This window comes from uncultured Tateyamaria sp., assembly GCF_947503465.1.
Classification (GTDB): domain Bacteria; phylum Pseudomonadota; class Alphaproteobacteria; order Rhodobacterales; family Rhodobacteraceae; genus Tateyamaria.
Map to the genome: position 1 here is coordinate 2,429,654 of NZ_CANNDN010000001.1, position 21,615 is coordinate 2,451,268.

At 59.6% G+C, this 21,615-nt stretch carries 23 protein-coding genes and 2 pseudogenes; 7 read left to right on the plus strand and 18 right to left on the minus strand.

All coding sequences use genetic code 11. The features are described from left to right. Positions 1-49 precede the first annotated feature (49 nt). Positions 50-796 (plus strand): bifunctional 2-polyprenyl-6-hydroxyphenol methylase/3-demethylubiquinol 3-O-methyltransferase UbiG, encoded by a 747-nt coding sequence (ubiG, locus tag Q0844_RS12100; RefSeq protein ID WP_299045063.1) that lies wholly within the window; start codon positions 50-52, stop codon positions 794-796. Here the strand turns inward: ubiG and Q0844_RS12105 are convergent. From Q0844_RS12105 to Q0844_RS20915, 5 genes and pseudogenes are all read right to left on the minus strand, one after another. Continuing rightward, positions 771-1,235, minus strand: a complete 465-nt coding sequence (locus tag Q0844_RS12105; RefSeq protein WP_299045065.1) for a MarR family transcriptional regulator — start codon at positions 1,233-1,235, stop codon at positions 771-773. The genes ubiG and Q0844_RS12105 overlap by 26 nt on opposite strands. Positions 1,236-1,241: 6 nt before the next feature. Further along, positions 1,242-2,072, minus strand: a complete 831-nt coding sequence (locus tag Q0844_RS12110) for a carbon-nitrogen hydrolase family protein (protein WP_299045066.1) — start codon at positions 2,070-2,072, stop codon at positions 1,242-1,244. Continuing rightward, positions 2,073-2,330, minus strand: a complete 258-nt coding sequence (gene grxC / locus Q0844_RS12115) for a glutaredoxin 3 (RefSeq protein WP_299045068.1) — start codon at positions 2,328-2,330, stop codon at positions 2,073-2,075. Between the two features lie 42 nt (positions 2,331-2,372). After that, positions 2,373-2,846 carry a phosphoribosyltransferase family protein gene (locus Q0844_RS12120; protein WP_366523003.1) on the minus strand — a complete coding sequence of 158 codons (474 nt, stop codon included), beginning with the start codon at positions 2,844-2,846 and terminating at the stop codon, positions 2,373-2,375. 63 nt (positions 2,847-2,909) lie between these two features. Beyond that, a pseudogene (locus Q0844_RS20915) lies at positions 2,910-3,098 on the minus strand (double zinc ribbon domain-containing protein); the annotation flags it as partial. A 21-nt stretch (positions 3,099-3,119) separates the two neighbouring features. Here Q0844_RS20915 and Q0844_RS12125 point away from each other — a divergent pair. Both Q0844_RS12125 and hemH read left to right on the plus strand, forming a co-directional pair. Then, the gene (locus Q0844_RS12125) at positions 3,120-3,938 is read left to right on the plus strand and encodes an SAM-dependent methyltransferase (RefSeq protein ID WP_299045071.1); all 819 of its coding nucleotides are present in this window, start codon (positions 3,120-3,122) and stop codon (positions 3,936-3,938) included. 54 nt (positions 3,939-3,992) lie between these two features. Further along, on the plus strand, positions 3,993-5,054 hold the full coding sequence (hemH, locus tag Q0844_RS12130; protein WP_299045299.1) for a ferrochelatase: 1,062 nt from the start codon (positions 3,993-3,995) through the stop codon (positions 5,052-5,054). 70 nt (positions 5,055-5,124) lie between these two features. Here the strand turns inward: hemH and Q0844_RS12135 are convergent, their stop codons facing one another. Both Q0844_RS12135 and Q0844_RS12140 read right to left on the minus strand, forming a co-directional pair. Continuing rightward, positions 5,125-5,304 (minus strand): hypothetical protein, encoded by a 180-nt coding sequence (locus Q0844_RS12135; protein ID WP_299045072.1) that lies wholly within the window; start codon positions 5,302-5,304, stop codon positions 5,125-5,127. A gap of 138 nt (positions 5,305-5,442) precedes the next feature. Beyond that, complete coding sequence (locus Q0844_RS12140; RefSeq protein WP_299045073.1) at positions 5,443-6,036, minus strand: L,D-transpeptidase; 594 nt, start codon at positions 6,034-6,036, stop codon at positions 5,443-5,445. A 171-nt stretch (positions 6,037-6,207) separates the two neighbouring features. On the opposite strand from Q0844_RS12140, the pseudogene Q0844_RS12145 reads away from it, so the two are divergent. Beyond that, a pseudogene (locus Q0844_RS12145) lies at positions 6,208-6,714 on the plus strand (CAP domain-containing protein); the annotation flags it as partial. Between the two features lie 150 nt (positions 6,715-6,864). Here the strand turns inward: Q0844_RS12145 and Q0844_RS12150 are convergent. From Q0844_RS12150 to Q0844_RS12185, 8 genes are all read right to left on the minus strand, one after another. Further along, positions 6,865-7,365, minus strand: a complete 501-nt coding sequence (locus Q0844_RS12150; protein ID WP_299045074.1) for a L,D-transpeptidase family protein — start codon at positions 7,363-7,365, stop codon at positions 6,865-6,867. Between the two features lie 105 nt (positions 7,366-7,470). Continuing rightward, positions 7,471-8,238 carry an ion transporter gene (locus Q0844_RS12155; RefSeq protein WP_299045075.1) on the minus strand — a complete coding sequence of 256 codons (768 nt, stop codon included), beginning with the start codon at positions 8,236-8,238 and terminating at the stop codon, positions 7,471-7,473. Between the two features lie 12 nt (positions 8,239-8,250). Beyond that, positions 8,251-9,480 carry a class I SAM-dependent RNA methyltransferase gene (locus Q0844_RS12160; RefSeq protein ID WP_299045077.1) on the minus strand — a complete coding sequence of 410 codons (1,230 nt, stop codon included), beginning with the start codon at positions 9,478-9,480 and terminating at the stop codon, positions 8,251-8,253. A gap of 39 nt (positions 9,481-9,519) precedes the next feature. After that, entirely contained in the window at positions 9,520-11,352 is a 1,833-nt protein-coding gene (locus tag Q0844_RS12165; protein ID WP_299045078.1) for an ABC transporter ATP-binding protein, read from the minus strand. Further along, positions 11,349-13,190 carry an ABC transporter ATP-binding protein gene (locus Q0844_RS12170; RefSeq protein ID WP_299045079.1) on the minus strand — a complete coding sequence of 614 codons (1,842 nt, stop codon included), beginning with the start codon at positions 13,188-13,190 and terminating at the stop codon, positions 11,349-11,351. The genes Q0844_RS12165 and Q0844_RS12170 overlap by 4 nt, the downstream gene beginning before the upstream one ends. 162 nt (positions 13,191-13,352) lie before the next feature. After that, complete coding sequence (locus Q0844_RS12175; RefSeq protein ID WP_299045080.1) at positions 13,353-14,480, minus strand: CCA tRNA nucleotidyltransferase; 1,128 nt, start codon at positions 14,478-14,480, stop codon at positions 13,353-13,355. A 17-nt stretch (positions 14,481-14,497) separates the two neighbouring features. Then, positions 14,498-15,097 (minus strand): CoA pyrophosphatase, encoded by a 600-nt coding sequence (locus tag Q0844_RS12180; protein ID WP_299045081.1) that lies wholly within the window; start codon positions 15,095-15,097, stop codon positions 14,498-14,500. Next, positions 15,090-16,076 (minus strand): Hsp33 family molecular chaperone HslO, encoded by a 987-nt coding sequence (locus Q0844_RS12185; protein WP_299045083.1) that lies wholly within the window; start codon positions 16,074-16,076, stop codon positions 15,090-15,092. The genes Q0844_RS12180 and Q0844_RS12185 overlap by 8 nt, the downstream gene beginning before the upstream one ends. Before the next feature lie 79 nt (positions 16,077-16,155). Between Q0844_RS12185 and Q0844_RS12190 the strand changes: the two genes are divergently transcribed. Then, positions 16,156-16,590, plus strand: coding sequence for an NUDIX hydrolase (locus Q0844_RS12190; protein WP_299045300.1), 435 nt, complete (start codon positions 16,156-16,158; stop codon positions 16,588-16,590). Here the strand turns inward: Q0844_RS12190 and Q0844_RS12195 are convergent. Next, positions 16,578-17,861: a SpoIIE family protein phosphatase gene (locus tag Q0844_RS12195; RefSeq protein WP_299045085.1), complete on the minus strand. Its 1,284-nt coding sequence runs from the start codon at positions 17,859-17,861 to the stop codon at positions 16,578-16,580. The two genes, Q0844_RS12190 and Q0844_RS12195, sit on opposite strands and share 13 nt — an antisense overlap. Before the next feature lie 150 nt (positions 17,862-18,011). Here Q0844_RS12195 and Q0844_RS12200 point away from each other — a divergent pair, with 150 nt between their 5' ends. Further along, positions 18,012-18,344: an Hpt domain-containing protein gene (locus Q0844_RS12200; RefSeq protein ID WP_299045087.1), complete on the plus strand. Its 333-nt coding sequence runs from the start codon at positions 18,012-18,014 to the stop codon at positions 18,342-18,344. On the opposite strand, the gene ilvA is transcribed toward Q0844_RS12200, so the two are convergent. After that, positions 18,341-19,567 carry a threonine ammonia-lyase IlvA gene (gene ilvA, locus Q0844_RS12205; RefSeq protein ID WP_299045089.1) on the minus strand — a complete coding sequence of 409 codons (1,227 nt, stop codon included), beginning with the start codon at positions 19,565-19,567 and terminating at the stop codon, positions 18,341-18,343. The two genes, Q0844_RS12200 and ilvA, sit on opposite strands and share 4 nt — an antisense overlap. Before the next feature lie 117 nt (positions 19,568-19,684). Here ilvA and Q0844_RS12210 point away from each other — a divergent pair, with 117 nt between their 5' ends. After that, complete coding sequence (locus Q0844_RS12210) at positions 19,685-20,902, plus strand: argininosuccinate synthase (protein WP_299045301.1); 1,218 nt, start codon at positions 19,685-19,687, stop codon at positions 20,900-20,902. Here Q0844_RS12210 and Q0844_RS12215 read toward each other — a convergent pair. Next, positions 20,895-21,581 (minus strand): HAD family hydrolase, encoded by a 687-nt coding sequence (locus Q0844_RS12215; RefSeq protein WP_299045303.1) that lies wholly within the window; start codon positions 21,579-21,581, stop codon positions 20,895-20,897. The two genes, Q0844_RS12210 and Q0844_RS12215, sit on opposite strands and share 8 nt — an antisense overlap. Positions 21,582-21,615: the final 34 nt, after the last annotated feature.

The following is a 21,615-nucleotide window of genomic DNA, read 5'->3' on the forward strand; positions in this document are numbered from 1 at the left end:
TACCGACCTACATAGGGCTCAAGGCGCACATGAGCATACGGAGACGCAAATGCAAACGCATCAAACCACCGTTGACCCATCGGAAATCGCGAAATTTGAAGCGATGGCAGCGGAATGGTGGGACCCGAACGGGAAATTCAAGCCGCTGCACATGCTGAACCCATGTCGATTGGACTATATCACCAGCCAGATCGCCGCCGAGTTCGACAGGGATCTGACGGGGCCCGAAGCGTTCAAGGGCCTGCGCATTCTGGACATTGGATGCGGCGGCGGATTGCTTGCCGAACCCATGGCGCGCCTTGGTGCCGACGTGGTCGGGGCCGATGCCGCTGAACGGAACATCCCGGTGGCACAGGTCCATGCCGAACACTCCGGCCTCACCATCGATTACCGCCACACCACGGCCGAGGAGATGGCCGCAGCGGGCGAACAGTTCGATGTGGTTTTGAACATGGAAGTGGTCGAACACGTCGCCGATCCGCTCAGCTATCTGACGGCATGCCGGCAATTGCTGAAACCCGGCGGTCTGCACGTGTGTTCGACCATCAACCGAAACCCCAAATCCTACTTGATGGCGATCATCGGGGCCGAACACGTGATGCGCTGGCTGCCCAAGGGCACGCATGAATGGTCCAAGTTCATCACGCCTGATGAACTCTTTGACCTGATGCGCAATGCGGGCCTCGACCCTGTGGATCGAAAGGGGTTCGTGTTCAATCCGCTGACATGGGCATGGAAACTGTCGGACACGGACCTGAGCGTGAACTACGTCACGGCGTCTCTGAATCCGGCTTAGGTTTGTTCGACATCTCAACCCGCAATTGACGCAGGATCGGGAGGGTCGAACGGACACGTTCTTCGCCCAGCTTGTCGATCACGTCACTTACCATCGGGGCAATCGCACTCAGAGCCTGTTCGCGCGCCCGTTTGCCTGCCGGGCTGATGGCAACCATCTTGCGGCGGGCGTCATCCCAATCGGGGCGGATGTGAATGTACCCTGCCCACTCCAGGCGGCTCAGCGTGTTGGTCATCGCCCCCCTTGTTACATTGAAGGTTTCGGCCAGTTGCGCGGGGCTGCGCTCGCCCTCGTGCCAGGCCAGGTGGTTCAAAACCGAGAAGTGCGAGATTTCCATCCCCTTGGGCAACACACGGCTTAACCTGTTGCGGACCATCTGGTCCGCAGCCAGCACCTCGCTAAAGAGCGAAATGGCCAGGGCGTGTTTTTCCGTGCTCATGCGCCATCAGGGGCCTTCGAAGGGGCGCGCATTGTCCCGTGATGGGATGCGGCGGCGCGCCTCGGCCACCTTTTCCAAATCCATATCAAAGACATAAATGCCGGGCGCGGTCCCTGCGTCAAGTATCACCTCACCCCAGGGATCAACGACCAGGGAATGTCCATAGGTGTCCCGTGTCTTGTGGCGGGCGCTGGAATGCGTGCCTGTCTGGGCCGGAGCAATGACCCAGACCCCGCCTTCGATCGCGCGGGCGCGCAACAGGCTGTGCCAATGCGCCGCACCGGACACAGGCGAAAAGGCTGAGGGGTAGGTCAGGATGTGCGCGCCCGCCGACACAAGCGCATCCGCCAGTCGCGGAAAGCGCATGTCATAACAGACGGCCATGCCGACGGAACCAAAAGCCGTTTGCGCCACGACAGCGCGATGCCCCGGTCGGTAGCCCGAGGATTCATTAAATGTCTCAGACGCATCAATGGCCACGTCAAACATGTGTATCTTGTCGTAACGCGCAATTATGTCCCCGCGGGGACAGATCAGAAAGGACCGATTGGCAAAGCGTCCATCGGCATCATCTGTCTTCAGGGCCAGCGACCCGATCAGAATGTATATGCCGCATTCAGCGGCCGCGGTACGCAACGCATGCAACGTCGGATCGTCGTCCTCGGCATGCAAAACAGACCGCTGATGCCGGCGATTGGTCGATACGCAATTCGTGACTTCGGGCGTCAGGACAAACTCCGCCCCCATCTGCGCCGCCTGCTGCACCATTTGAACGGTCCGCGGCAGGTTCGCCATCGGATCGTCCGACACATTCAGTTGCAGCAGGGCCGCCTTCATTCAGGCAGCCAGCAAGGGGTCAAGCTTGCCTGCGCGCTCGAGTGCATAAAGATCGTCGCAACCACCCACATGTGTGTCCCCGATAAAGATCTGGGGCACGGTCCGGCCGCCATTCGCGCGCTGGATCATCTCTGCCTTGCGGCCAGGCTGGGCCAACACGTTGACCTCGGAAAAGGACACGCCCTTTTCATTCAGCAGGCGCTTGGCCGCATGGCAATAGCCGCATAGCGGAGAGGTATAGATTTCGACGGCTTTCATGGCGCGGATCCTTTCAGCGCGAATTTGAACTTTGCCGATTATCTAGGGGTCTTTGGCAACACGTGCCAGTACAGCGACGCACACCTCTGTGGCACCTGCCGCACGACAGGCCTCGGCGCACGCGGCCAAGGTGGCGCCCGTCGTCATCACATCGTCGATCAAAACAACCGGCCGGTCAATCAACCGGTGGCGGCGTTTGGGCGTGACCCGGATGGCCCCATCCAGGATTGCGGCCCGTTCGCCCTTGGACTTGCCATCCAGGGAAGGGGTGCGCCGCGGCCGGTCCAGCAGATCCGCGCAGAAGTCCCGACCGGTCATCGTGGCCAGATGTGCCGCGATCAGCGCGGATTGATTATAGCGCCGCTTGGCCAGTCGCATCCAATGCAGGGGCACCGGTGCCAGGAGTGCGTTGTCGGGTGCCATGTCATCTACGGCGTGGCGCATCCAACCGGCGGCCGGTTTTGCAATCTCTTGCCGGTCCCCATGTTTCAACCCAAGCACCAACTTGCGGCCCATGCCCGTATACAACACCGCAGCGCGCCCATGTTTCCAAGGCTTTGGCGCCTTGAGACATGCGTCGCACTGCACCACCTCATCAGCGGCGGAACCGGGCAAGGGGGTGCTGCAACTGTCGCAGACCGTCCCCCCGACAAAGGCCGTCTTGCCCCAGCAGGTGCCACAGAGGCCAAAGTCGCTGTCGACCATCTCTCCGCAGCCCAGACAACGAGGCGGGTAGATTGCGGTGAGTGCCGTTTGTAATAGCCCCATGCCTGTTCTACCTATGCCGCCATGACCCAGCCGACCCCATTGACCGACACCAAGGCGCTGGCCCGTAACCGGGCACGCGCCGATACCGGGATGCTGTTCCTGCAAGACGCCGCCCGGGACGAGGTCGAGGATCGGCTGATGATGGTTAACAAATCCTTTTCATCGGTCGGAATCGTGGCAGCGTTTCCTGCCGTGTGGCAGGGACGTATCAACGGGGCGCATATCGTGCCCGAGGGCGACGTGCTGCCGCTGGACCATGGTAAACACGATTTGGTGATCCACTCTCTGGGCCTGCATTGGGCGAATGATCCCGTTGGACAACTGATTCAGTGTCGAAGGGCCCTTGGCGCTGACGGCCTGTTACTGGCCGTCGCACTGGGCGGGCAGACACTGCATGAAGTGCGCGCCTGCCTTGCCGAGGCAGAGGTTGCGGAAACCGGCGGCCTGTCGCCTCGCATCGCCCCAATGGCGGAAGTGCGCGATCTGGGCGCCCTGTTGCAGCGGGCGGGGCTGGCGTTGCCCGTTGCAGATACGGTTCCGCTGCGGGTGCGCTATCAATCGATGTGGCACCTCATGCGCGATTTGCGGGCGATGGGCGAAGGCAACGCATTGGCAGCGCGTGTGCGAACCGGCACCCGCCGGGGCATCCTGAACCGCGCTGCCGATATCTATGCCGCCACCTTTCCCAGCGGCGATGGTGGCATCCTTGCCACTTTCGAATTGATCGTGCTGACAGGATGGGCGCCGGATGCAAGCCAACAAAAGCCGTTGCGCCCGGGATCTGCGCAGGCGCGGCTTGCCGATGTGTTGCGCACGGACGAAACGCCGCTGTCAGATTGACCTGAACGCAAATCCGTTTATCTGAGGCGCATTGCAGACCAGGAAATGACCCAGATGCTCGACACCAGCAAAACCGCGACCCGACCGGCGCACGCGGCAGACGATCACCCGGCGATACCGCCGGCGCGTGTGGGCATCCTTCTGGCCAACCTGGGAACCCCGGACAACTACGACTATTGGTCGATGCGCCGGTACCTGAACGAATTTCTGTCGGACAAGCGCGTGATCGACTACAGCGCGTGGATCTGGCAACCTTTGCTGCAGCTGATCATCCTGACAAAAAGGCCCTTTTCATCCGGCGCGGCCTACAAGTCGATTTGGAACGAAGAGGCGGGGGAAAGCCCGCTGATGACGATCACCAAGGATCAGACGGCAAAGATCAAGAAGGCGATGCATGATCAGTACGGCGATCAGGTCATGGTCGATTTCTGCATGCGCTACGGCAATCCATCAACCAAATCCAAGGTCCGCGCGATGATCGAAGCGGGGTGCCAGAAGATCCTGTTTTTCCCGCTTTACCCGCACTATGCCGGGGCAACATCAGCAACCGCGAATGACCAGTTCTTTCGCGCGTTGATGGAGGAAAAATGGCAGCCGACCACGCGCACGGTCGAGCCCTATTACCAACATCCCAAGTATATCGAGGCGCTGGCCCAGTCCATCGAACGGGCCTATGGCGCGCTGGACACGCGGCCCGACATTCTGGTGTGCAGCTATCACGGTGTGCCGCTGCGCTATCTGATGGAGGGCGATCCGTACCATTGCCAATGTCAGAAAACGACGCGCCTGCTGAAAGAGCGACTGGGCTGGCAGGACACAGAGATCACGACGACTTTCCAATCAAAATTCGGCCCCGAAGAATGGCTGAAACCCTACACCGTGGAAGAGGTTGCGCGCCTGGCTGAGACCGGTAGGAAAAACATCGCCGTATGTGCACCCGCGTTCTCTGCCGACTGCATCGAAACGCTCGAAGAGATCAACGAAGAGATCAAGGAAAGCTTTGAAGAAGCAGGCGGCGAGACGTTTACGTACATCCCGTGCCTGAACGACGACGATGCGCATATTGATGCGCTGGGCACCGTGATCCAGGAAAACCTACGCGGCTGGCTGGACTGATCGGGCCGCCACACAAATAAAAAAGGCGGCTCGCGATGAGCCGCCTTTTTCTTTTCATATTGTCCGGGACTTAGTCCGAAACAACAGCTGCAACTGCGATCAGGATCAGCAGGGGCAGGATGATGCCACCGGAAGAGCTTTGAGTCTCTTCAACGATCACGGGTGCTTCGATGATCGGCTCGGCAGGTGCGCCAGCGAATGCGGTCGAAGCAGCAGCAGTCAGTGCAGCAGCGAGAACGAGTTTTTTCATATTAACCTCCAGTTACGCGCACCAGCAAACAGCGCTGGAACGCACCCAAGACTTACCTCGTGAGTCTGTGTAAACAGCAATATCGCGCGATTGAAAACCATGTTTCAGGGACTTAGCCGCCGATCCGCCCTAATGTCGTCAAATTAGCAACACTTGCGTGCCGACGTTCGCCATCTCGTACAGCTCTTCGATATGTTCGTTGTACAGGCCGATGCATCCGTTCGAGGACCGGCGCCCGATCTTGCGCGTATCGTGGGTGCCGTGAATGCGGTAATACGTCCAGCTGAGGTGCAGCGACCGCGTGCCCAACGGGTTTTGTGGGCCGGGGCCGATATAGTCGGGCCACTCGGGATTGCGTTCCTTCATCGACGGGGTCGGGCGCCAGTCGGGCTCCGGATCCTTGAGGATGACACGGGTACGGCCCCGACGGGTCAGATCTTCGGTGAGCGGAACACTGGACGGATACAGCTTGTAGATCGTCTGCGCCTCGTTCCAGTAGTGGACCGCGCGGCTGTCGATATCAACCAGGATCGCCCCGTTTTTCAAGTTGTCGAAATAGGGCTGCCAAGCCAGTGACCGAAAGCTTGAAATATTGCGCCGCGCGCTGAGCGTCGGATCGCGGGAGGCCTGGCCTGCCGGGACGTCCTGCGCCAGCGCCGGAGCGCCGATCAGGGCTGCCGAACCGGCCAAAAAGGCCCGTCGACTTGGGGTGTTGAATGATTTCTTGGACATTGAATGCCTCTCCGATGGTGTATTCCTGCCACTCGCGCGGACAATATTGCGTGAAAGACGCAGTCGCAAATCAAACAGATGTCATCGCGCAGCATCACGCCGATGTGGGTTTGTAATGCAACTCCCGACCGGCTATCGAGTTTCAAACAATATTCAAGATGTGCAGGAACAATGCGTAAACTCTCGGTTCTTCTGGTCGCTCTTTTGACACTTGCCGCATGTGCCACACCACCTGCCGCGCCATCGCGCGGTGAAGATGGCAGGCCTTTGCCCAAGCTGTACCGCATTCGGGGCAATGACACGGCCAAGCTTCAGTTCCGTATGCTGGATTCGGTGAATGCGCTGCGCAGTGCGCAAGGGGCCGCGCCGGTCACCTTGAACCCGCAACTGAACGCCGCCGCCGCGACCCATTCGCGTGACATGTCGCTACAGAATCGCCCCTGGCATTTCGGATCCGACGGGTCGTCTCCCATCGATCGGTTGCAGCGGGTTGGATACACGGGCAGCCTTGTGGGCGAAAACATTTCGGAAACCTACGAGACCGAACTTGAGACACTGGCCGCCTGGATGGAGCAGCCCGATACGCGCCGCACGATTCTGTCGCCCCAGGCCGCAGATATGGGATTTGCCTGGTTTCAGGAACAGAATGGCAAGATCTGGTGGACCATGGTCATGGGCAATCCGAACAACACGCCGCTGATCCCCGAAGCAAACCCATCCGCATCCCGTCTGGTGCCGCCCGATCCGGCAGAGGCCGATGTCGAAACCGCCATCGACGATACGCAAGAGGACGTGGTGATTATCACCACGCCCGCATCCGGCACCTGATCAGGCGTTGATCTGTATCGGGGTGCCGTTGCGCACCATGGCGTAAACATCTTCCATTTCGGTGTTGGTCACCGCGATGCAGCCCCAAGTCCAGTCTTCGCGCCTGCGTTTTAAGGGGCTGGAATTGCCATGGATAAAAATGTCGCCACCCGGTGGCTTGCCCAAAGCAGCCGCTTCGGCGCGGTCACGCGCGTTCGGGTACGAGATGCCCAACGACAGATAGAACTGGCTGTTGGGATTGCGGCGGTCGATGATGTAGTTTCCTTCCGGAGTGCGCCCGTCCCCTTCAAAGAACTTGTCGCCGATGGGCGCGAACCCCAGATCGATATCATAGTCCTTGAGCACCTTGTCATTGTGCAAAAGATACATCCGCCGGGCTTCCTTGTTCACCACGACATAGGTGACCTCGGGGCCGTTATACGTTTTGAATTTGCTTGAGGATGAACACGCACCCAGCCCCACGGCTGCCGCCCCGCCCATCACAAGATGTCTGCGTTTCATGAAAGTCCTGTCCCAATAGTCGTTTTTGTATTTGGGCGGGAAAGTACCACGCATTGCAACGGCCCGCATAGCGGGTTTTTGGCCGCAGGGATCACCAGCGCGTGATCACTTGTCCTTAAGCTGCGCCTCGATCGCTTCGAGCCGTTTGAGAACCTCGTCACGGTAGCTGTCAGTGGCCGCATTGCTTTCTTCGGCATGGGCGTCCTGCATCGAATTGACGATCAGGCCGACCAACAGGTTCACCACCGCAAAGGTCGTGACCATGATGAAGGGCACAAAGAACATCCAGGCGTAGGGATAAACCTCCATCACCGGGCGGACAATGCCCATGGACCAGGATTCCAGCGTCATGATCTGAAACAGGGAATAGGCACTCTGCCCCAGATCGCCGAACCAGTCGGGAAAGCTGCTGGCAAACAACTTTGTTGCCATGACGGACCCGATGTAAAAGATCAACGCCATCAACAGGAACACGCTGCCCATGCCGGGCAGGGCGGTGACAAACCCCTCGACCACGCGGCGCAGGCTGGGCGCGACCGAAATCACCCGCAGAACGCGCAAGATACGCAGCGCCCGCAGCACCGAAAGGGCACCCGCGCTCGGGATCAACGCGATGCCGACGATGACGAAGTCAAAGATATTCCAGCCATTGCGGAAAAAGCGCCCGCGATACGCGATCAGTTTCGCAATAATCTCTGCCGTGAAGATGCCAAGACAAATGCGGTCGATGGCAATGATCAGACCGCCCGCCACCGACATCGCCGCCTTCGAGGTTTCAAGCCCCAGCGTTATGGCGTTCAGAATGATGATCGCCATGATGGCATTTGTGACGCGCGGGCTTTCCAGCCATGTCGCAAGGGCAATTCGATCCATGGGTCGTCTCCTTCAGGCGGCGATATGGGACAGACGGAACGCACCGACAAGTTCCACATGCGCAGACCAGCGGAACTGGTCCACCGGTTGCACCCATTCCAGATCATATCCGGCCTTACAAAGTGTTTCGGCATCGCGGGCAAAGGTCTGCGGGTTGCAGGATACGTGGGCGATCACCGGAACCTGCGCCTGCGCCAATTCGGCAATCTGCGCGGCAGCCCCGGCACGCGGGGGGTCGATCACGACCGCATCGAATTTTGACAGCTCATCCGGCAGCAACGGGCGGCGAAACAGATCGCGGGATTCCGTCGTGACACGCTTCAAACCCTGCGCCTGTCGCCACCCGGCATCCAGCGCCGCCATCATGTCATCCCCGGATTCTACGGCGTGCACCTCTGATGCTTCTGCCAGGGGCAGCGCAAAGGTGCCGCACCCGGCAAACAGATCGACAACCGACTTGGGTGATCCAACGATGTCACGCACAAGGTCCGTCAGTGTTTGCTGCCCGTGCGCCGTCGCTTGCAAAAACGCGCCCGGCGGTGGGACGACGCGTGCATGTCCCATCCGCTGCGTGGGTGGCACACGCATGCCAATCGTTTCATCGTCCCAGCTGAGGCGCGCAAGGGCGTGTCGTTCGCACAAAGCAGCCAGACCAACCCGCAGCGGGCCATCCAGCGGCTTGCCGCCCGAGACGGACACATCCAGACCTTCGACGCTTTCGGTGACCGTCACCGACAACGCCCCTTTGCGGCTGGCACCAGCCAGGGCCAGATCATCGGCGACGGGGACGCCCTGAAGCAAACCGGGGGTCACCAGAATGCAGTTGGGGATCGGGACAATCGTATCGGATTTGCGTCCGTAAAACCCGGCCATCGCACCTTTCTTTGTACGTCGGGCAGCAAAGGTTGCGCGCCGACGCGAACGGTCCGGCGATGTCAATGTGGATCGAACATCAGTCTCTAAACCGTGCAACTTCAGGGTGTCTACAACAATGTCCCGCTTCCAATCGGCAACAAGTTCATCAGCGCCATGCTGCATCTTGCATCCGCCACACGATCGAAAATGCGGGCAGGGGGGTGCCACACGCAGTGGCGAAGGAACATCGATCCGAATATCCGTGAGGGTCGCGCCATCCAGCGTGCCGGTCACCTCTTCGCCCGGCAGGGTCATGGGGGCAAAGATGGGCCCGGACGCGATACCATCGCCCTGGTGCCCCAATCGTTCAATCGTCACTGTTGTCATGGTCCAAGGCCTACCCGCGCAGGGCAGCAAGCAAAAGCCCTATTCCGCCGCCTGGGTGCTGATGAAGCCGCCCGATTGCCGCTGCCAGTACCGCGCATACAGGCCGCCTTTTGCCAAAAGCGCATCATGCGGACCTTCCTCAACCACGCGGCCCTGATCCATGACGACGATGCGGTCCATCTCGGTCAATGTGGACAGGCGGTGAGCGATGGCCAAGACGGTTTTACCCCTCATAACGCGGGACAGGGCGGATTGGATTGATGCCTCCACCTCGCTGTCGAGCGCGCTTGTCGCTTCGTCCAGAACCAGAATGGGCGCGTCCTTGAGGATGGCGCGGGCCAATGCGATCCGTTGGCGTTGACCACCCGATAGTTTCACACCGCGTTCGCCCAGATGCGCGTCATATCCGGTACGTGCACGGTGGTCTTTCAGATCAAGGATGAAATCATGCGCTTCGGCCTTCTGCGCGGCGGCGACCATGTCCTCCTCGCTTGCATGCGGTCGGCCATAAAGGATGTTCTCACGGGCCGAGCGATTGAACATCGCCGTTTCCTGCGTGACCATGCCAATATTGTGCCGCAAACTGTCCTGTGTGACCTGACGGATATCGTTGCCGTCAATCAGAACGCGGCCACTTTCCCCTTCATAGAGACGCAGAAGCAGCGATACCAACGTCGACTTACCCGCCCCTGACGCGCCAACGATACCTACCTTTTCACCGGGTGCGATACGCAGTGAAATGCCGTTGATGCCGCCCGTTTCGCGCCCATAGCTGAAGGTGAGATTGTCGAACACAACCTCGCCCGTGACGTCATCCAGTGACTTTGCGCCGTCGATATCCTGTACGCGGTTGCGCGGGGTCAGCGTGCGTATCCCATCCTCGACCTCGCCGATGTTGGAATAGATGGCCATCAGCGTAAAGCTGACCCAGCCTGTCATCTGTGCGATGCGAATGGCGATGGCACCGGACGCAACAATGTCCCCCGGCGTCGCGATGCCTTGTCGCCACATCAGGATCGTGCCGCCCAGCAAGAACACCGGCAGCAACCCCGCAAGCGTCATCAGCGCAAAGCGGAAGCCCGCGGAGAGGATGCCAAAATCCACGGCGGTCTTGCGGAAACTGCCCATGGCGCCCAGCGCGGCCTGATCTTCGTGATCATCATGGGCAAACAGCTTGACCGTCTTGATGTTGGTGATCGTATCCACCACCTGACCAGACACCATCGCCCGCGCCGCGGCCCGCGCGGCCGACCGTTCGCGAATGCGCGGCAAGTACCAGCGGATGAGAGCAAAATACGCGATCAACCAAACCGCAAACCCAGTCGCGACGCGCCAATCAATGGACAGCAGCAGCAGCGTGGATCCAACCAGCGAAGCCAAAGCAAACGCAATGACGTTGATGAACTCCGACACCACATCGGTGACAGCGCGCGCAGCCTGCATCTGCTTTTGTGCAATGCGCCCGGCAAAGTCGTCATCAAAGAACGTGACCGATTGGCCCAAGGTCCAGCGGTGCAAACGGGACAGAACCAAGGGGTTCACGTTGGGCATCACGATGATCGAGTTGGTGGCTGAACTCAGCCCGAACAGGATGGGCCGGGCGATCAGGAAGAATGCAAGCGCACCGGCAATAAGCCCAATGTTAGTGACGGAAAAGAACCCGTCCGGGCCAAGTTGCACTGTCGCATCAATGACCATGCCAAGGATCAGGGCGGTCCCCGCCTCAAGCGCGCCCGCCGCAGCCGAACAGATGGCGGCAAGCCAAAGAGCGGGCCAAGCACCGGACAAGCACCAGAGCATAAAGGGCCACAGCGCCTGAGGCGGTGGCCCTTCGGCACGCCGGAAAGAGTCGATCCAGTCAGATATCTTCACTCGGCCGCCTCGGTCGCTATGAACCCGCCGGATTGGCGCGCCCAGAACTCGGAATATAGGCCGCCCTGCGCCAAAAGCGCGTCGTGCGACCCATCCTCGACAACTTTTCCGCCGTCCAGAACAAGAATGCGATCCATCTGGGCAATCGTGGACAGGCGGTGGGCAATGGCGATTACGGTTTTGCCCTCCATCATCTGGTACAGCGTGTCCTGAATGGCCGCTTCGACCTCGCTGTCGAGCGCGCTGGTGGCTTCGTCCAGGACAAGGATCGGCGCGTTTTTCAGGATAACACGCGCAAGCGTGATCCGCTGCCGCTGTCCGCCAGACAGTTTTACACCGCGTTCACCCACTTGCGCATCGTAACCGCCGCGCCCTTCGGGATCAGCGAGATCAACGATAAAGTCATGCGCCTGCGCCTGACGGGCTGCGGCCATCATCTCATCCTCGGTTGCGTCTGGGCGGCCATAGAGGATGTTGTCGCGCACGGACCGGTGCAAAAGTGAACTGTCCTGTTGGACCATCCCGATGTTCAGTCGCAACGAATCTTGCGTGACGGCAGCGATATCCTGCCCATCGATCCGGATCTGACCGCTTTCGGCGTCATAGAACCGCAACAGCAGCTTCACGAGCGTCGACTTGCCCGCGCCGGATCGGCCAACGACACCGACCTTTTCGCCCGGTTTGATGACGGTCGAAATGGCGTTCAGACCACCACTGCCCCGGCCATAATGGTGCGTCAGGTCAACCAGTTCGATTTCGCCGTCGCGCAGTTTCAACGGTTTGGCGTCCGGGACATCCACCAGCGTGACGGGCTGGGCAATCGTTTCCATCCCTTCGGAAATAACGCCCAGATTCTGAACCAACGACGTCATTGCCCACATGATCCAATATGTCATGTTGTTCAGGCGCAGCGCGATGGTCAGCGCCGCCGCCACCATGCCTTCGGTGGTGAACCCGCCAATCCACAACCAGATCGCAAGCGCGCCCATCGACACGATCATCGCAGCATTCAGGAGGGTCAGGGACACATCCATTTTCACCACGATGCGCATTTCTGTCATAAAGGTCTGCCGCGCTGTTTCGATGGCATCCTTGGCATAATCGATCTCACGGTCATGGTGCGCGAACATCTTGACCGAATGGATGTTGCTGTAGCTGTCGACGACGCGACCGGTGATGGCACTGCGGGCATCCGAACTGGCCTTGGATGCGGGCCCGGCACGCCGGATCACCCAGCGCAACAGCAACAGATACCCCAAAATCCAGAAGATCAGCGGCAAAGCCAACCATAAGTCAAAGCTGATCAACAGAATGACCGCCCCCACAACCGAGGTCACAAAGAACGAGCCGGCATCCAGCACCTGGAACATCGCCTCTCCCGTTGCGGGCGGGGTCTGCATGATGCGGTTGGCAATCCGTCCGGCAAAGTCATCCTCGAACCAACCAACAGATTGGCGCAGCACGTGCCGGTGCGACCGCCAGCGGATCAAAGTGCCAAGGTTGGGCATGATCGTGTTGTGCAACAGGGCCACATCGACAAGCCCAAGCAGCGTACGCAGGATCAGGACCCACCCGGCGACCAGCATGAATTCAAGGCCATATTCCGGAATGATCTGTTCCGGCACGCCCTGGGCCAGCAGGTCGACAATTCGGGCAACGTACCAAATCAGCAGGATTTCCCCGAAGGCAACCACGGTACTGAAGACAAAGGTGATCGCAATCACCCAGCGAAACGGCTTTAGATACGCGCGCAGAAACGGCCACAGCTTGGTCGGCGGCGTGTCGGTTTCGGTATAGGGCTGGTAAGGATCGACGAGCGATTCAAAGAACTTGAACATGACGGGGTCCGTAGAGGGAAGGTGCAACAGGTACGTGACGCGGGCGATTTGCCCGGCGCGCCACAGGGGCGTTCAGCGACGATTAGGCGTCGTTCCAGATCCCGCGTACCATCTTGCTCTCCATCAGGTTCGCTTATGACATAGCGCTGGACCGGACAAATGTCACGGGGTCAGCAACTGTCGTTTCGTTTTGGTCAGGTCAGACGCCAGCCAAAGCTGTTTGAGACGCCGCAGTTCAGCCCCCAGATCCACCCCCGCAAGATGCGGTAAATCGGCAGCACTTATGGGAAAAACAGCGTCTGCGCCCAAGGCGACCTGATCCAGCGCACCTTGCGCAAGCGGCGCATTTTCATAAGCGGATCGCAGCAAAATTGCCGCCCGGCCGGTGGCCTTTCCCCCAATGTGGCCGATGGCCTTGGGCGTGTCCGATGACGCCGAAAGCACCCGGATCGAATCGAGGTGGCGCTGATCACTGCGGGACAGGCGCAGCCGTTGCGCCACGTCCTGCCCGCCCAGCGCGGCCAGCCGTCCCATCGGATCAACGGGCACTGCGTTGGCCGTCTCCAGATGCACATAGGGGCCTACAAGTATGGGGTCAGCGCCCGGCAGAACTGCGGTCAAGACGCCCACCTGCTGCATGACGCAAAGGGCGGGAAAAGGATCTGGCGCGGCCATGAGTTTGAGCATTTCCGCACCGACACGTTCGGCCGACAATGTCTGTAACCCATCCAGGTTGGCAGATATCCCGGCAAGTGCATCCGCATCCCAACCTGCATGTGCCGGAGCGTATTGAGCGCTGAACCGGAAATAGCGCAAGGTTCGCAAGTAGTCCTCGCGGATGCGTTGACCGGCATCGTCGATGAACCGGACATGCCGCCTTTGCGCATCGTCATACCCCTGGACCGGATCGGTGATCTGTCCGTGCCGATCCGCGTAAAGCGCGTTCATTGTGAAATCACGCCGCCGCGCATCTTCGGCGATGTCATTGGAAAAGGCGACAACGGCGCGGCGCCCATCCGTCGCGACATCCTTGCGAAAAGTGGTCACTTCGAATGCGTGATCGTGGGCGATGACCGTCACGGTGCCATGGTCGACGCCTGTCGGCACGCAGCGAAACCCGGCATCCGTGCAGACCGTCGTCGTTTGGTCCGGTGTTGCATCGGTTGCGATGTCGATGTCGGTGATGGGCACACCCATGACGGCGTTGCGGACACAGCCGCCCACGAAATACGCCCGAAACCCCGCCTGTTCGAAAACGGTGCACAGGGACTGGGCCGACAAGTCGGTCAAAAAACCCGTATCAGGGTCTAATCCCTGGGCAACAATTCGGTCCATGCCCGCAATATACGCGCGGTCGCACCCCAGATGTAATAGGGTCCGTAAGGCACCGTGTAATACTTGCGGTTCTGGCCGCGCCAGTGTCGCGCTTCGACCACATAGTTCGTAGCAGTCAAGACATGTGACAGGGGCACGCGAAACACTTCGGACACTTCGCCAGCTTCCGGGACGGCTTCGAACTTGCCTTTGACCAATGCAACCACAGGCGTGACCGTGAACGAGGTCACCGTCTCGTGGGGCGCAAAGGTGCCCAGAACGTCGACATTGCTGTCGTCCAATCCAATCTCTTCCCGTGCTTCGCGCAGGGCAGTGGCAATCAGGTCCGCGTCGCCGTCATCGCGTTTGCCACCGGGAAAGGCGATTTGGCCGGGATGGTGTTTCAGGGCAGACGACCGCTTGGTCAGGATCAGCTCATACCCGTGATCACCCTGAATGATCGGCGCGAGAACAGCAGCAGGGCGCAGTTTGCGACCCGCGGGCAGTACCACACCGCTGTTCAGGTCAAAATCGGAAGAGGCGGCGCCGGATTGCGCCAGCGCCGACCGTGTCTGGTCAAGAAGGTCAGGCACCGTCCTGGGTTTCCGCCTCGAAGCCGACGGTCGCCGGGTCCAGATCGTAATGCGCGCCACAGAACTGGCAGTCTGCCGTTACGCGCCCCTCGTCCGTCGTCATCTTTTCGATATCACGGGCCGAATAGATCGACAGGCTTTGGCGCACGCGATCTTCGGAACAGGTACAGCCGAAACGCACCGGCTGCGCGTCGTAAACGCGGGGTGCTTCTTCGTGGAACAGACGCAAAAGCAAATCGTTTGGCGCCAGTTGCGGGCCAATCAGTTCCATTTCTTCGACTGTGTCCAACAGGATGTTCACGCGATTCCAGTTGTCCGATTCGTCGCCATCCAGCAGATCGTCGCTCCGCAACACGTCACCAGTTCCCTCAGACGTGGCCGCGAAGGGTGACGCCTTGGGCATGTGCTGCAGCATGATGCCGCCGGCCCGCCAGCGTTCCGGCGCACCGGGTTCGATCGACTTGCCAAAGCTGAGCTGGAACCGGGTGGGCAACTGCTCGGACTGTGCGAAATACGTCTCTGCACAGGCGGCCAACGAAGTACCGTCCAGCGGTGTAATCCCCTGATAGGGTGTCATGCCGGTCCCCTGGTCGATCATGATGGCAAAGTACCCCTCGCCCACCTGGTCAAACGGGGCGCCGTCGGTCAGCCGATCGCGATCAAAGCTGGCATAGGCGCGGATCTTGGCCACGTCGCCATCCTTTTCCGGACCGTAATAGTCGGTGGCGATCATGCGCACCGGGCCCTTGGACTGCACCTGAAGCGACAGCTTCCAGCGCAGTTTGATGGTCTGACCGATCAGCGCCGTCAGCAAAGCCATTTCGGCGACAAGCGCTTCGACCTGCGCGGGGTAATCATGTTGTTTCAGGATGCCATCCAACACTCCGTCCAGACGCGCAACGCGTCCGCGGATGTCGGAAGCATCAAGTTGGAATGGCAGGACGGTATCGTCCCACGCGAGTTGCGAACCGAGTGTCATTGGGGTTTCCTTTGGTGCCAGTCATTGGCATATCGCGTCTATATAGGATAGCGCGCAGAAACTGAAAGGGGGGGACACGATCCGACGGATTGGCACACCGCCCGACCCCAAACGGCGCTATACGCTGCGCCCCGGCGCCTACGCGATTCTGCCGCGAGGATCGTCCGTTCTGCTGACTTTCCAAAGCGCGCCGGAGCCGGAGTTTCAACTGCCCGGCGGCGGTATCGACCCGGGCGAAAGCCCCTTGCAGGCATTGTATCGCGAAGTGGTCGAAGAAACGGGATGGCGTATCGCGGCGCCGCGCAGATTGGGGGCGTTTCGGCGCTTTACCTATATGCCGGAATACAACCTCTGGGCAGAAAAGATGTGTCATATCTTCGTGGCGCGTCCTGCACTGCGCCTGAGTGACCCGATCGAGCCGGACCACAGCGTCGCCTGGTTGGCAGCCCGGGATGCCGTGGCGGCTGTCTATAACGACGGGGACCGCGCGTTTCTGCGGCACTACTTCGCCTGATCGGCGCCATGGTATTCAAACAAGATGCCAGAAACATCATCGGGAAATGTGGCTTCGCCCGCAAATTCGGTCAGTCGCCATAGCAGCGCTTCGAAGAACGGCGGGCCCGTCACCTCGGCCAGATCGTGCATCATCTCGGCAAGCCCCGCTTCTTGCAGCATCTCTCCGTCCGTGCCGGGGCATTCGGTCACTCCGTCCGACAACAACAGGATCCGGTCACCCGCTGCAAGCTGAGCTTCGAACTGGGTGAAGGAAATGCCGGACATCAAACCCACCGGAAAGCCACCCGGCCCATCCTGTTCGATTGTGCCGTCCGCGCGCTGAACGGCGGGATGTGGATGACCGGCCTGCGCCATACGTACATGGCCGGTTGCCAGGTTCACATCCGCCAAAAGCAGGGTGAAGTAATGTTCGGTCTCCATCTCGTCGAGGACAAGGTCATTCAGTGTCTCGATCACTTGTTCCGGCGGGAGAAACGCATAGCTGCCATCCTCCAGCCGCTCCAAAGCGACGTTCTGGTCGGGTGCTGCAGCGGACAGGTATCCCGCCAACCGCGCTGTCATCAGGGCCGAACTGATCCCATGGCCGGACACATCGATGGAATACAGACCAAGATGACCGGCCTGCGCGGGAAAAAACCCAACAAGGTCACCACCGACGTGGCCGCTTGACCGCAACATCAGGCTCAGATCGGCGGTTTCGAAAGACTTGTGCCGTTCCCGAACCAGCGACTGCTGAAGTTTCTTGGCCTCTTGCAGATCGCTGTCCAGCGAATCGTAAACCCGTTGCAGTTCATCCAGCGTGTCGGTGATCAGACGGTTCTTTTCGGTCAGCTCGCGTTGCATCTGGAGAATGCGCTCGCCCGCCGCGATCCGGGCGCGCAGCTCATTTGCGTCTACGGGTTTGGTCACAAAATCGTCCGCGCCAGCCTCAAGGCCCATGGCGATCTCGGCCTTTTCGCTTTTTGAAGTCAGAAGAATGAAATACCCGTATTTGTCCTGGCTGAGTTTGCGAAAGGCGTCGCAAAACTCCAACCCGTTCATGCCCGGCATCATCCAGTCGCTAAGCACAAGGTCAGGCGACACTTCCTTGCACATCTCCAACGCTTCTTCGCCGGACCCGGCCTCGTGCACCTCAAACCCCCAGCGTTTGACGGAACTGGACAAAATCTTGCGCTGTAGCCGACTGTCATCGACAATCAACACCCGATGCAACGCACCGGGGTCCTGCTGTGCCGGAGTTTCCTCCCGCTGGATCAATTCAACGCTCATCTTGCTGTGTGTTCCAACTGCTCGGGAGGGTGATAGGCGGCCCCACTTAACACCGGGTGAAGCACACATTCCGTTTGCCTAAAGGTTTAACGATCACCATTCCTTAACGGTGCCCGTGGTCAAACCGCCATCGTACGAACGGAGGCACAGATGATTGACTGGGACCGTGTCAGCACATTGCGCGCTGAAATAGGCAAGGAAGACTTCGAAGAGGTTGTTCCGCTCTTCATAGAAGAGGTGACGGGAATCATTGATGGGTTGCGCGATGACCCCGACCTCTCTCGGCTCGAAGAGGACCTGCATGCGTTGAAGGGCAGCGCCCTGAACCTTGGCTTTACCGATTTTTCAACACTGTGCCATCTGGGCGAGGCGATGTCAGCCAAGGGCAACGCCGCGGATGTCGATGTGCCCGCGATTGTCGACAGTTTCGAAGCATCAAGAGCCGCGTTTACATCAGGGTTGGCAAACGGGCAGGCCGCCTAGATCACGAACTGCGCCAGTGTCTCATCATTGGTTATGTCCGTGTAAGTGAACCCACCCGCATCCAACTCTGACAGGAACCGGTCAAAATTTTCCGGTCGCCTTGTTTCGATGCCAATAAGGACGGATCCGAAATTTCGGGCCGACTTCTTCAAATACTCAAACCGGGCGATATCGTCGTCCGGGCCAAGGATGTTCAGGAAATCCTTCAAGGCGCCAGGCCGCTGCGGCATACGCAGGATAAAGTACTTTTTGACACCCGAATACCGTTGTGCACGCTCTTTTACCTCAGGCAACCGTTCAAAATCAAAGTTGCCGCCAGAGGTCACGCAGACAACGGTCTTGCCCCGAATGTCATGCGCGATATCCTTCAGGGCCTCGATCGCAAGGGCACCGGCGGGTTCAAGGACGATCCCTTCGATATTCAGCATGTCGATGATCGTGGTGCAAATGCGGTCTTCGGGGATGTCGATGATATCGGACGGGTCCGCGGATTGCAGGCGTGCAAAGGTGCGTGCACCAATCGTCGCCACCGCGGCCCCGTCAACAAACGTATTGATCGGAGACACATCGATCGGGGCACCTGTCGCAATTGCGCGGGCCAGGGACGGCGCGCCTGAAGGCTCGACAAATGTATAGCGCACGCGATCTTCGAAATAGCTGCGCGTGCCCGCCGACAATCCTCCACCGCCCACGGGCAGAACGATGTGATCCGGCAGACGGTTCAATTGCGCCTCGATCTCGACCGCGACCGAGGCCTGGCCTTCAATCACGTCCTCATCATCAAAGGGCGACAGGAAATGCGCGCCCGCTTCAGCACAAAAGGCTTGGGCAGACGCCAACGTGTCATCAAAGTAGTCGCCGGTCAGACGCACCTCGACATGCGCGCCTCCAAACATCTGGGTCTTCATGATTTTCTGCTGTGGGGTCGTCACTGGCATGAAAATCACGCCCTGCACACCGAAATGCTTGCACATGAAGGCGACGCCCTGTGCATGGTTCCCCGCACTGGCACAGACAAAGACGGCGCTGTCGGTCATCACCTTGCGCATTGCATTGAACGCGCCGCGCAACTTGTAGGACCGGACCGGGCTCAGATCCTCGCGTTTTAGCCAGATGTCTGCGCCGAACCTTTCCGACAGCACCTCGTTCCGCAACAGGGGCGTGGCCGGAAACACCGCGCGCATGGCCTGTTCTCCGGCGCGTGCATCGTCCTGGAAGCTCATTCATTCACCCCTTGGCGGCAATCCCATTGACCTAGCCGTGCCGCTCGTGCGGGTCAATCTTGCCCCTGTTCGCCAAAACGGCTATCGGCAGCCAACTCTTGCAAGGGAAGACAGATGATGAGCGCACCCAAGAAAGTTGTGCTGGCCTATTCCGGCGGCCTCGACACTTCGATCATCCTGAAATGGCTGCAAACGGAATATGGCTGCGAGGTCGTGACCTTTACTGCCGATCTGGGCCAGGGCGAGGAACTGGAACCTGCACGCAAGAAGGCCGAGATGATGGGCGCTTCGGCCATCTATATCGAGGACGTGCGCGAAGAATTCGTGCGCGACTTTGTCTTCCCGATGTTCCGCGCCAACGCGCTGTACGAAGGACTGTACCTGCTGGGCACGTCCATCGCGCGCCCGCTGATCTCAAAACGGCTGGTCGAGATTGCTGCGGCCGAGGGGGCAGATGCCGTGGCGCACGGCGCAACCGGCAAGGGCAACGACCAGGTGCGGTTCGAACTGGCCGCCTACGCGCTTAACCCCGAAATCAAGGTGATCGCCCCCTGGCGCGAATGGGATTTGACCAGCCGGACCAAGCTGATCGACTTTGCAGAAAAGAACCAGATCCCGATTGCCAAGGACAAACGCGGCGAAGCCCCCTTCAGCGTGGACGCGAACCTGCTGCACACCTCGTCCGAGGGCAAAGTGCTGGAGGACCCGGCTGTTGACGCACCCGACTATGTTTACCAGCGGACCGTCGCGCCCGAGGATGCGCCCGAAACGCCCGAATACATCGAAATCGGGTTCGAAAAGGGCGATGCAGTCTCTATCAACGGGGAAACGATGTCTCCGGCCACGGTTCTGACCAAGCTGAACGAACTGGGCGGAAAGCATGGCATCGGTCGTCTGGACCTTGTCGAGGGTCGGTTTGTCGGGATGAAATCGCGCGGCATCTACGAGACGCCGGGCGGCACGATCCTTCTGGAAGCGCATCGCGGGATTGAACAGATCACCCTTGACCGAGGTGCTGCGCACCTCAAGGACGAACTGATGCCACGTTATGCCGAACTGATCTATAATGGTTTCTGGTTCTCGCCCGAGCGTGAAATGCTTCAGGCCCTGATCGACAAAAGCCAGGAACACGTGACCGGCACTGTGCGCCTGAAGCTGTACAAGGGTCTGGCGCGCACGGTTGGCCGTTGGTCCGATCACAGCCTTTATTCCGAAGCGCATGTGACGTTCGAGGACGACGCGGGCGCTTATGATCAGAAGGATGCCGCAGGGTTCATTCAACTGAACGCGCTGCGCCTGAAACTGCTGGCAGCGCGCGACCGGCGGCTCAAGTGATCTTGTGCGCGGCGAGTGCCTGGTAACGGGGCATCGCCGCGTCTGCCAATTCGGCATAACGCCCGGTCAATTGTGGCAATGGCCCCTCGGCCCCATCGAATCCGGTGGATGCATGCACGGCGTTATACCAATGTGCCGCCCAAACACCGTCTGCGGCATGACCGCCAGCGGGCCAGTTCAGCATGTTCGGCGTCCAGGGAATACCAAGCGCATGACAGAGAAGTTGTAACATTCCGGCCGGGTTCGCCCGAATATCGGCCGAGTCGATGACGATGCCGCCGCCGACCTGGTCAAAGATGCGCGCTTGTTGCTCAAATCCCAAGTCGTCCAGTACCGGCGCCTCGCGTTTCCGGGCATAGCTGGCAATGACACGCGCCGGATGACGGATCAGAAACACATGCGTCACGTGGTCCATCCAACGTCCACTCCAGCTGGACAGCATGTGATGGGTCATGTGTTTCTGATAAAAAATAGGCTCTGATACAGGAGAAATCAGCGAATTCGCCACGGCTGCCGGGTCTTGCGCCTGTGACGCCAACACCTCAGCACGCATAGGGTGATCGACGCCAGTTGCGGCCAGATAGGCTGCGTAAAACGGCTCGTCCACCACGCGCGTGTCGCCGCGCGCTGCAAAGCTGTACATCATCGCGGTCGACAGGTTTCGCGGCCCCGACCACATGGCAATTCTTGTCGTCATGATCGCACGCTATGTC

Bases quoted from the DNA above. Each gene is read 5' to 3' on its own strand.
- ubiG (WP_299045063.1), top strand. From the start codon at position 50: ATGCAAACGCATCAAACCACCGTTGACCCATCGGAAATCGCGAAATTT.
- Q0844_RS12105 (WP_299045065.1), bottom strand. From the start codon at position 1,235: ATGAGCACGGAAAAACACGCCCTGGCCATTTCGCTCTTTAGCGAGGTG.
- Q0844_RS12110 (WP_299045066.1), bottom strand. From the start codon at position 2,072: ATGAAGGCGGCCCTGCTGCAACTGAATGTGTCGGACGATCCGATGGCG.
- grxC (WP_299045068.1), bottom strand. From the start codon at position 2,330: ATGAAAGCCGTCGAAATCTATACCTCTCCGCTATGCGGCTATTGCCAT.
- Q0844_RS12120 (WP_366523003.1), bottom strand. From the start codon at position 2,846: ATGGGCCGCAAGTTGGTGCTTGGGTTGAAACATGGGGACCGGCAAGAG.
- Q0844_RS12125 (WP_299045071.1), top strand. From the start codon at position 3,120: ATGACCCAGCCGACCCCATTGACCGACACCAAGGCGCTGGCCCGTAAC.
- hemH (WP_299045299.1), top strand. From the start codon at position 3,993: ATGCTCGACACCAGCAAAACCGCGACCCGACCGGCGCACGCGGCAGAC.
- Q0844_RS12135 (WP_299045072.1), bottom strand. From the start codon at position 5,304: ATGAAAAAACTCGTTCTCGCTGCTGCACTGACTGCTGCTGCTTCGACC.
- Q0844_RS12140 (WP_299045073.1), bottom strand. From the start codon at position 6,036: ATGTCCAAGAAATCATTCAACACCCCAAGTCGACGGGCCTTTTTGGCC.
- Q0844_RS12150 (WP_299045074.1), bottom strand. From the start codon at position 7,365: ATGAAACGCAGACATCTTGTGATGGGCGGGGCGGCAGCCGTGGGGCTG.
- Q0844_RS12155 (WP_299045075.1), bottom strand. From the start codon at position 8,238: ATGGATCGAATTGCCCTTGCGACATGGCTGGAAAGCCCGCGCGTCACA.
- Q0844_RS12160 (WP_299045077.1), bottom strand. From the start codon at position 9,480: ATGACAACAGTGACGATTGAACGATTGGGGCACCAGGGCGATGGTATC.
- Q0844_RS12170 (WP_299045079.1), bottom strand. From the start codon at position 13,190: ATGTTCAAGTTCTTTGAATCGCTCGTCGATCCTTACCAGCCCTATACC.
- Q0844_RS12185 (WP_299045083.1), bottom strand. From the start codon at position 16,076: ATGACACTCGGTTCGCAACTCGCGTGGGACGATACCGTCCTGCCATTC.
- Q0844_RS12195 (WP_299045085.1), bottom strand. From the start codon at position 17,861: ATGAGCGTTGAATTGATCCAGCGGGAGGAAACTCCGGCACAGCAGGAC.
- Q0844_RS12200 (WP_299045087.1), top strand. From the start codon at position 18,012: ATGATTGACTGGGACCGTGTCAGCACATTGCGCGCTGAAATAGGCAAG.
- ilvA (WP_299045089.1), bottom strand. From the start codon at position 19,567: ATGAGCTTCCAGGACGATGCACGCGCCGGAGAACAGGCCATGCGCGCG.
- Q0844_RS12210 (WP_299045301.1), top strand. From the start codon at position 19,685: ATGAGCGCACCCAAGAAAGTTGTGCTGGCCTATTCCGGCGGCCTCGAC.
- Q0844_RS12215 (WP_299045303.1), bottom strand. From the start codon at position 21,581: ATGTGGTCGGGGCCGCGAAACCTGTCGACCGCGATGATGTACAGCTTT.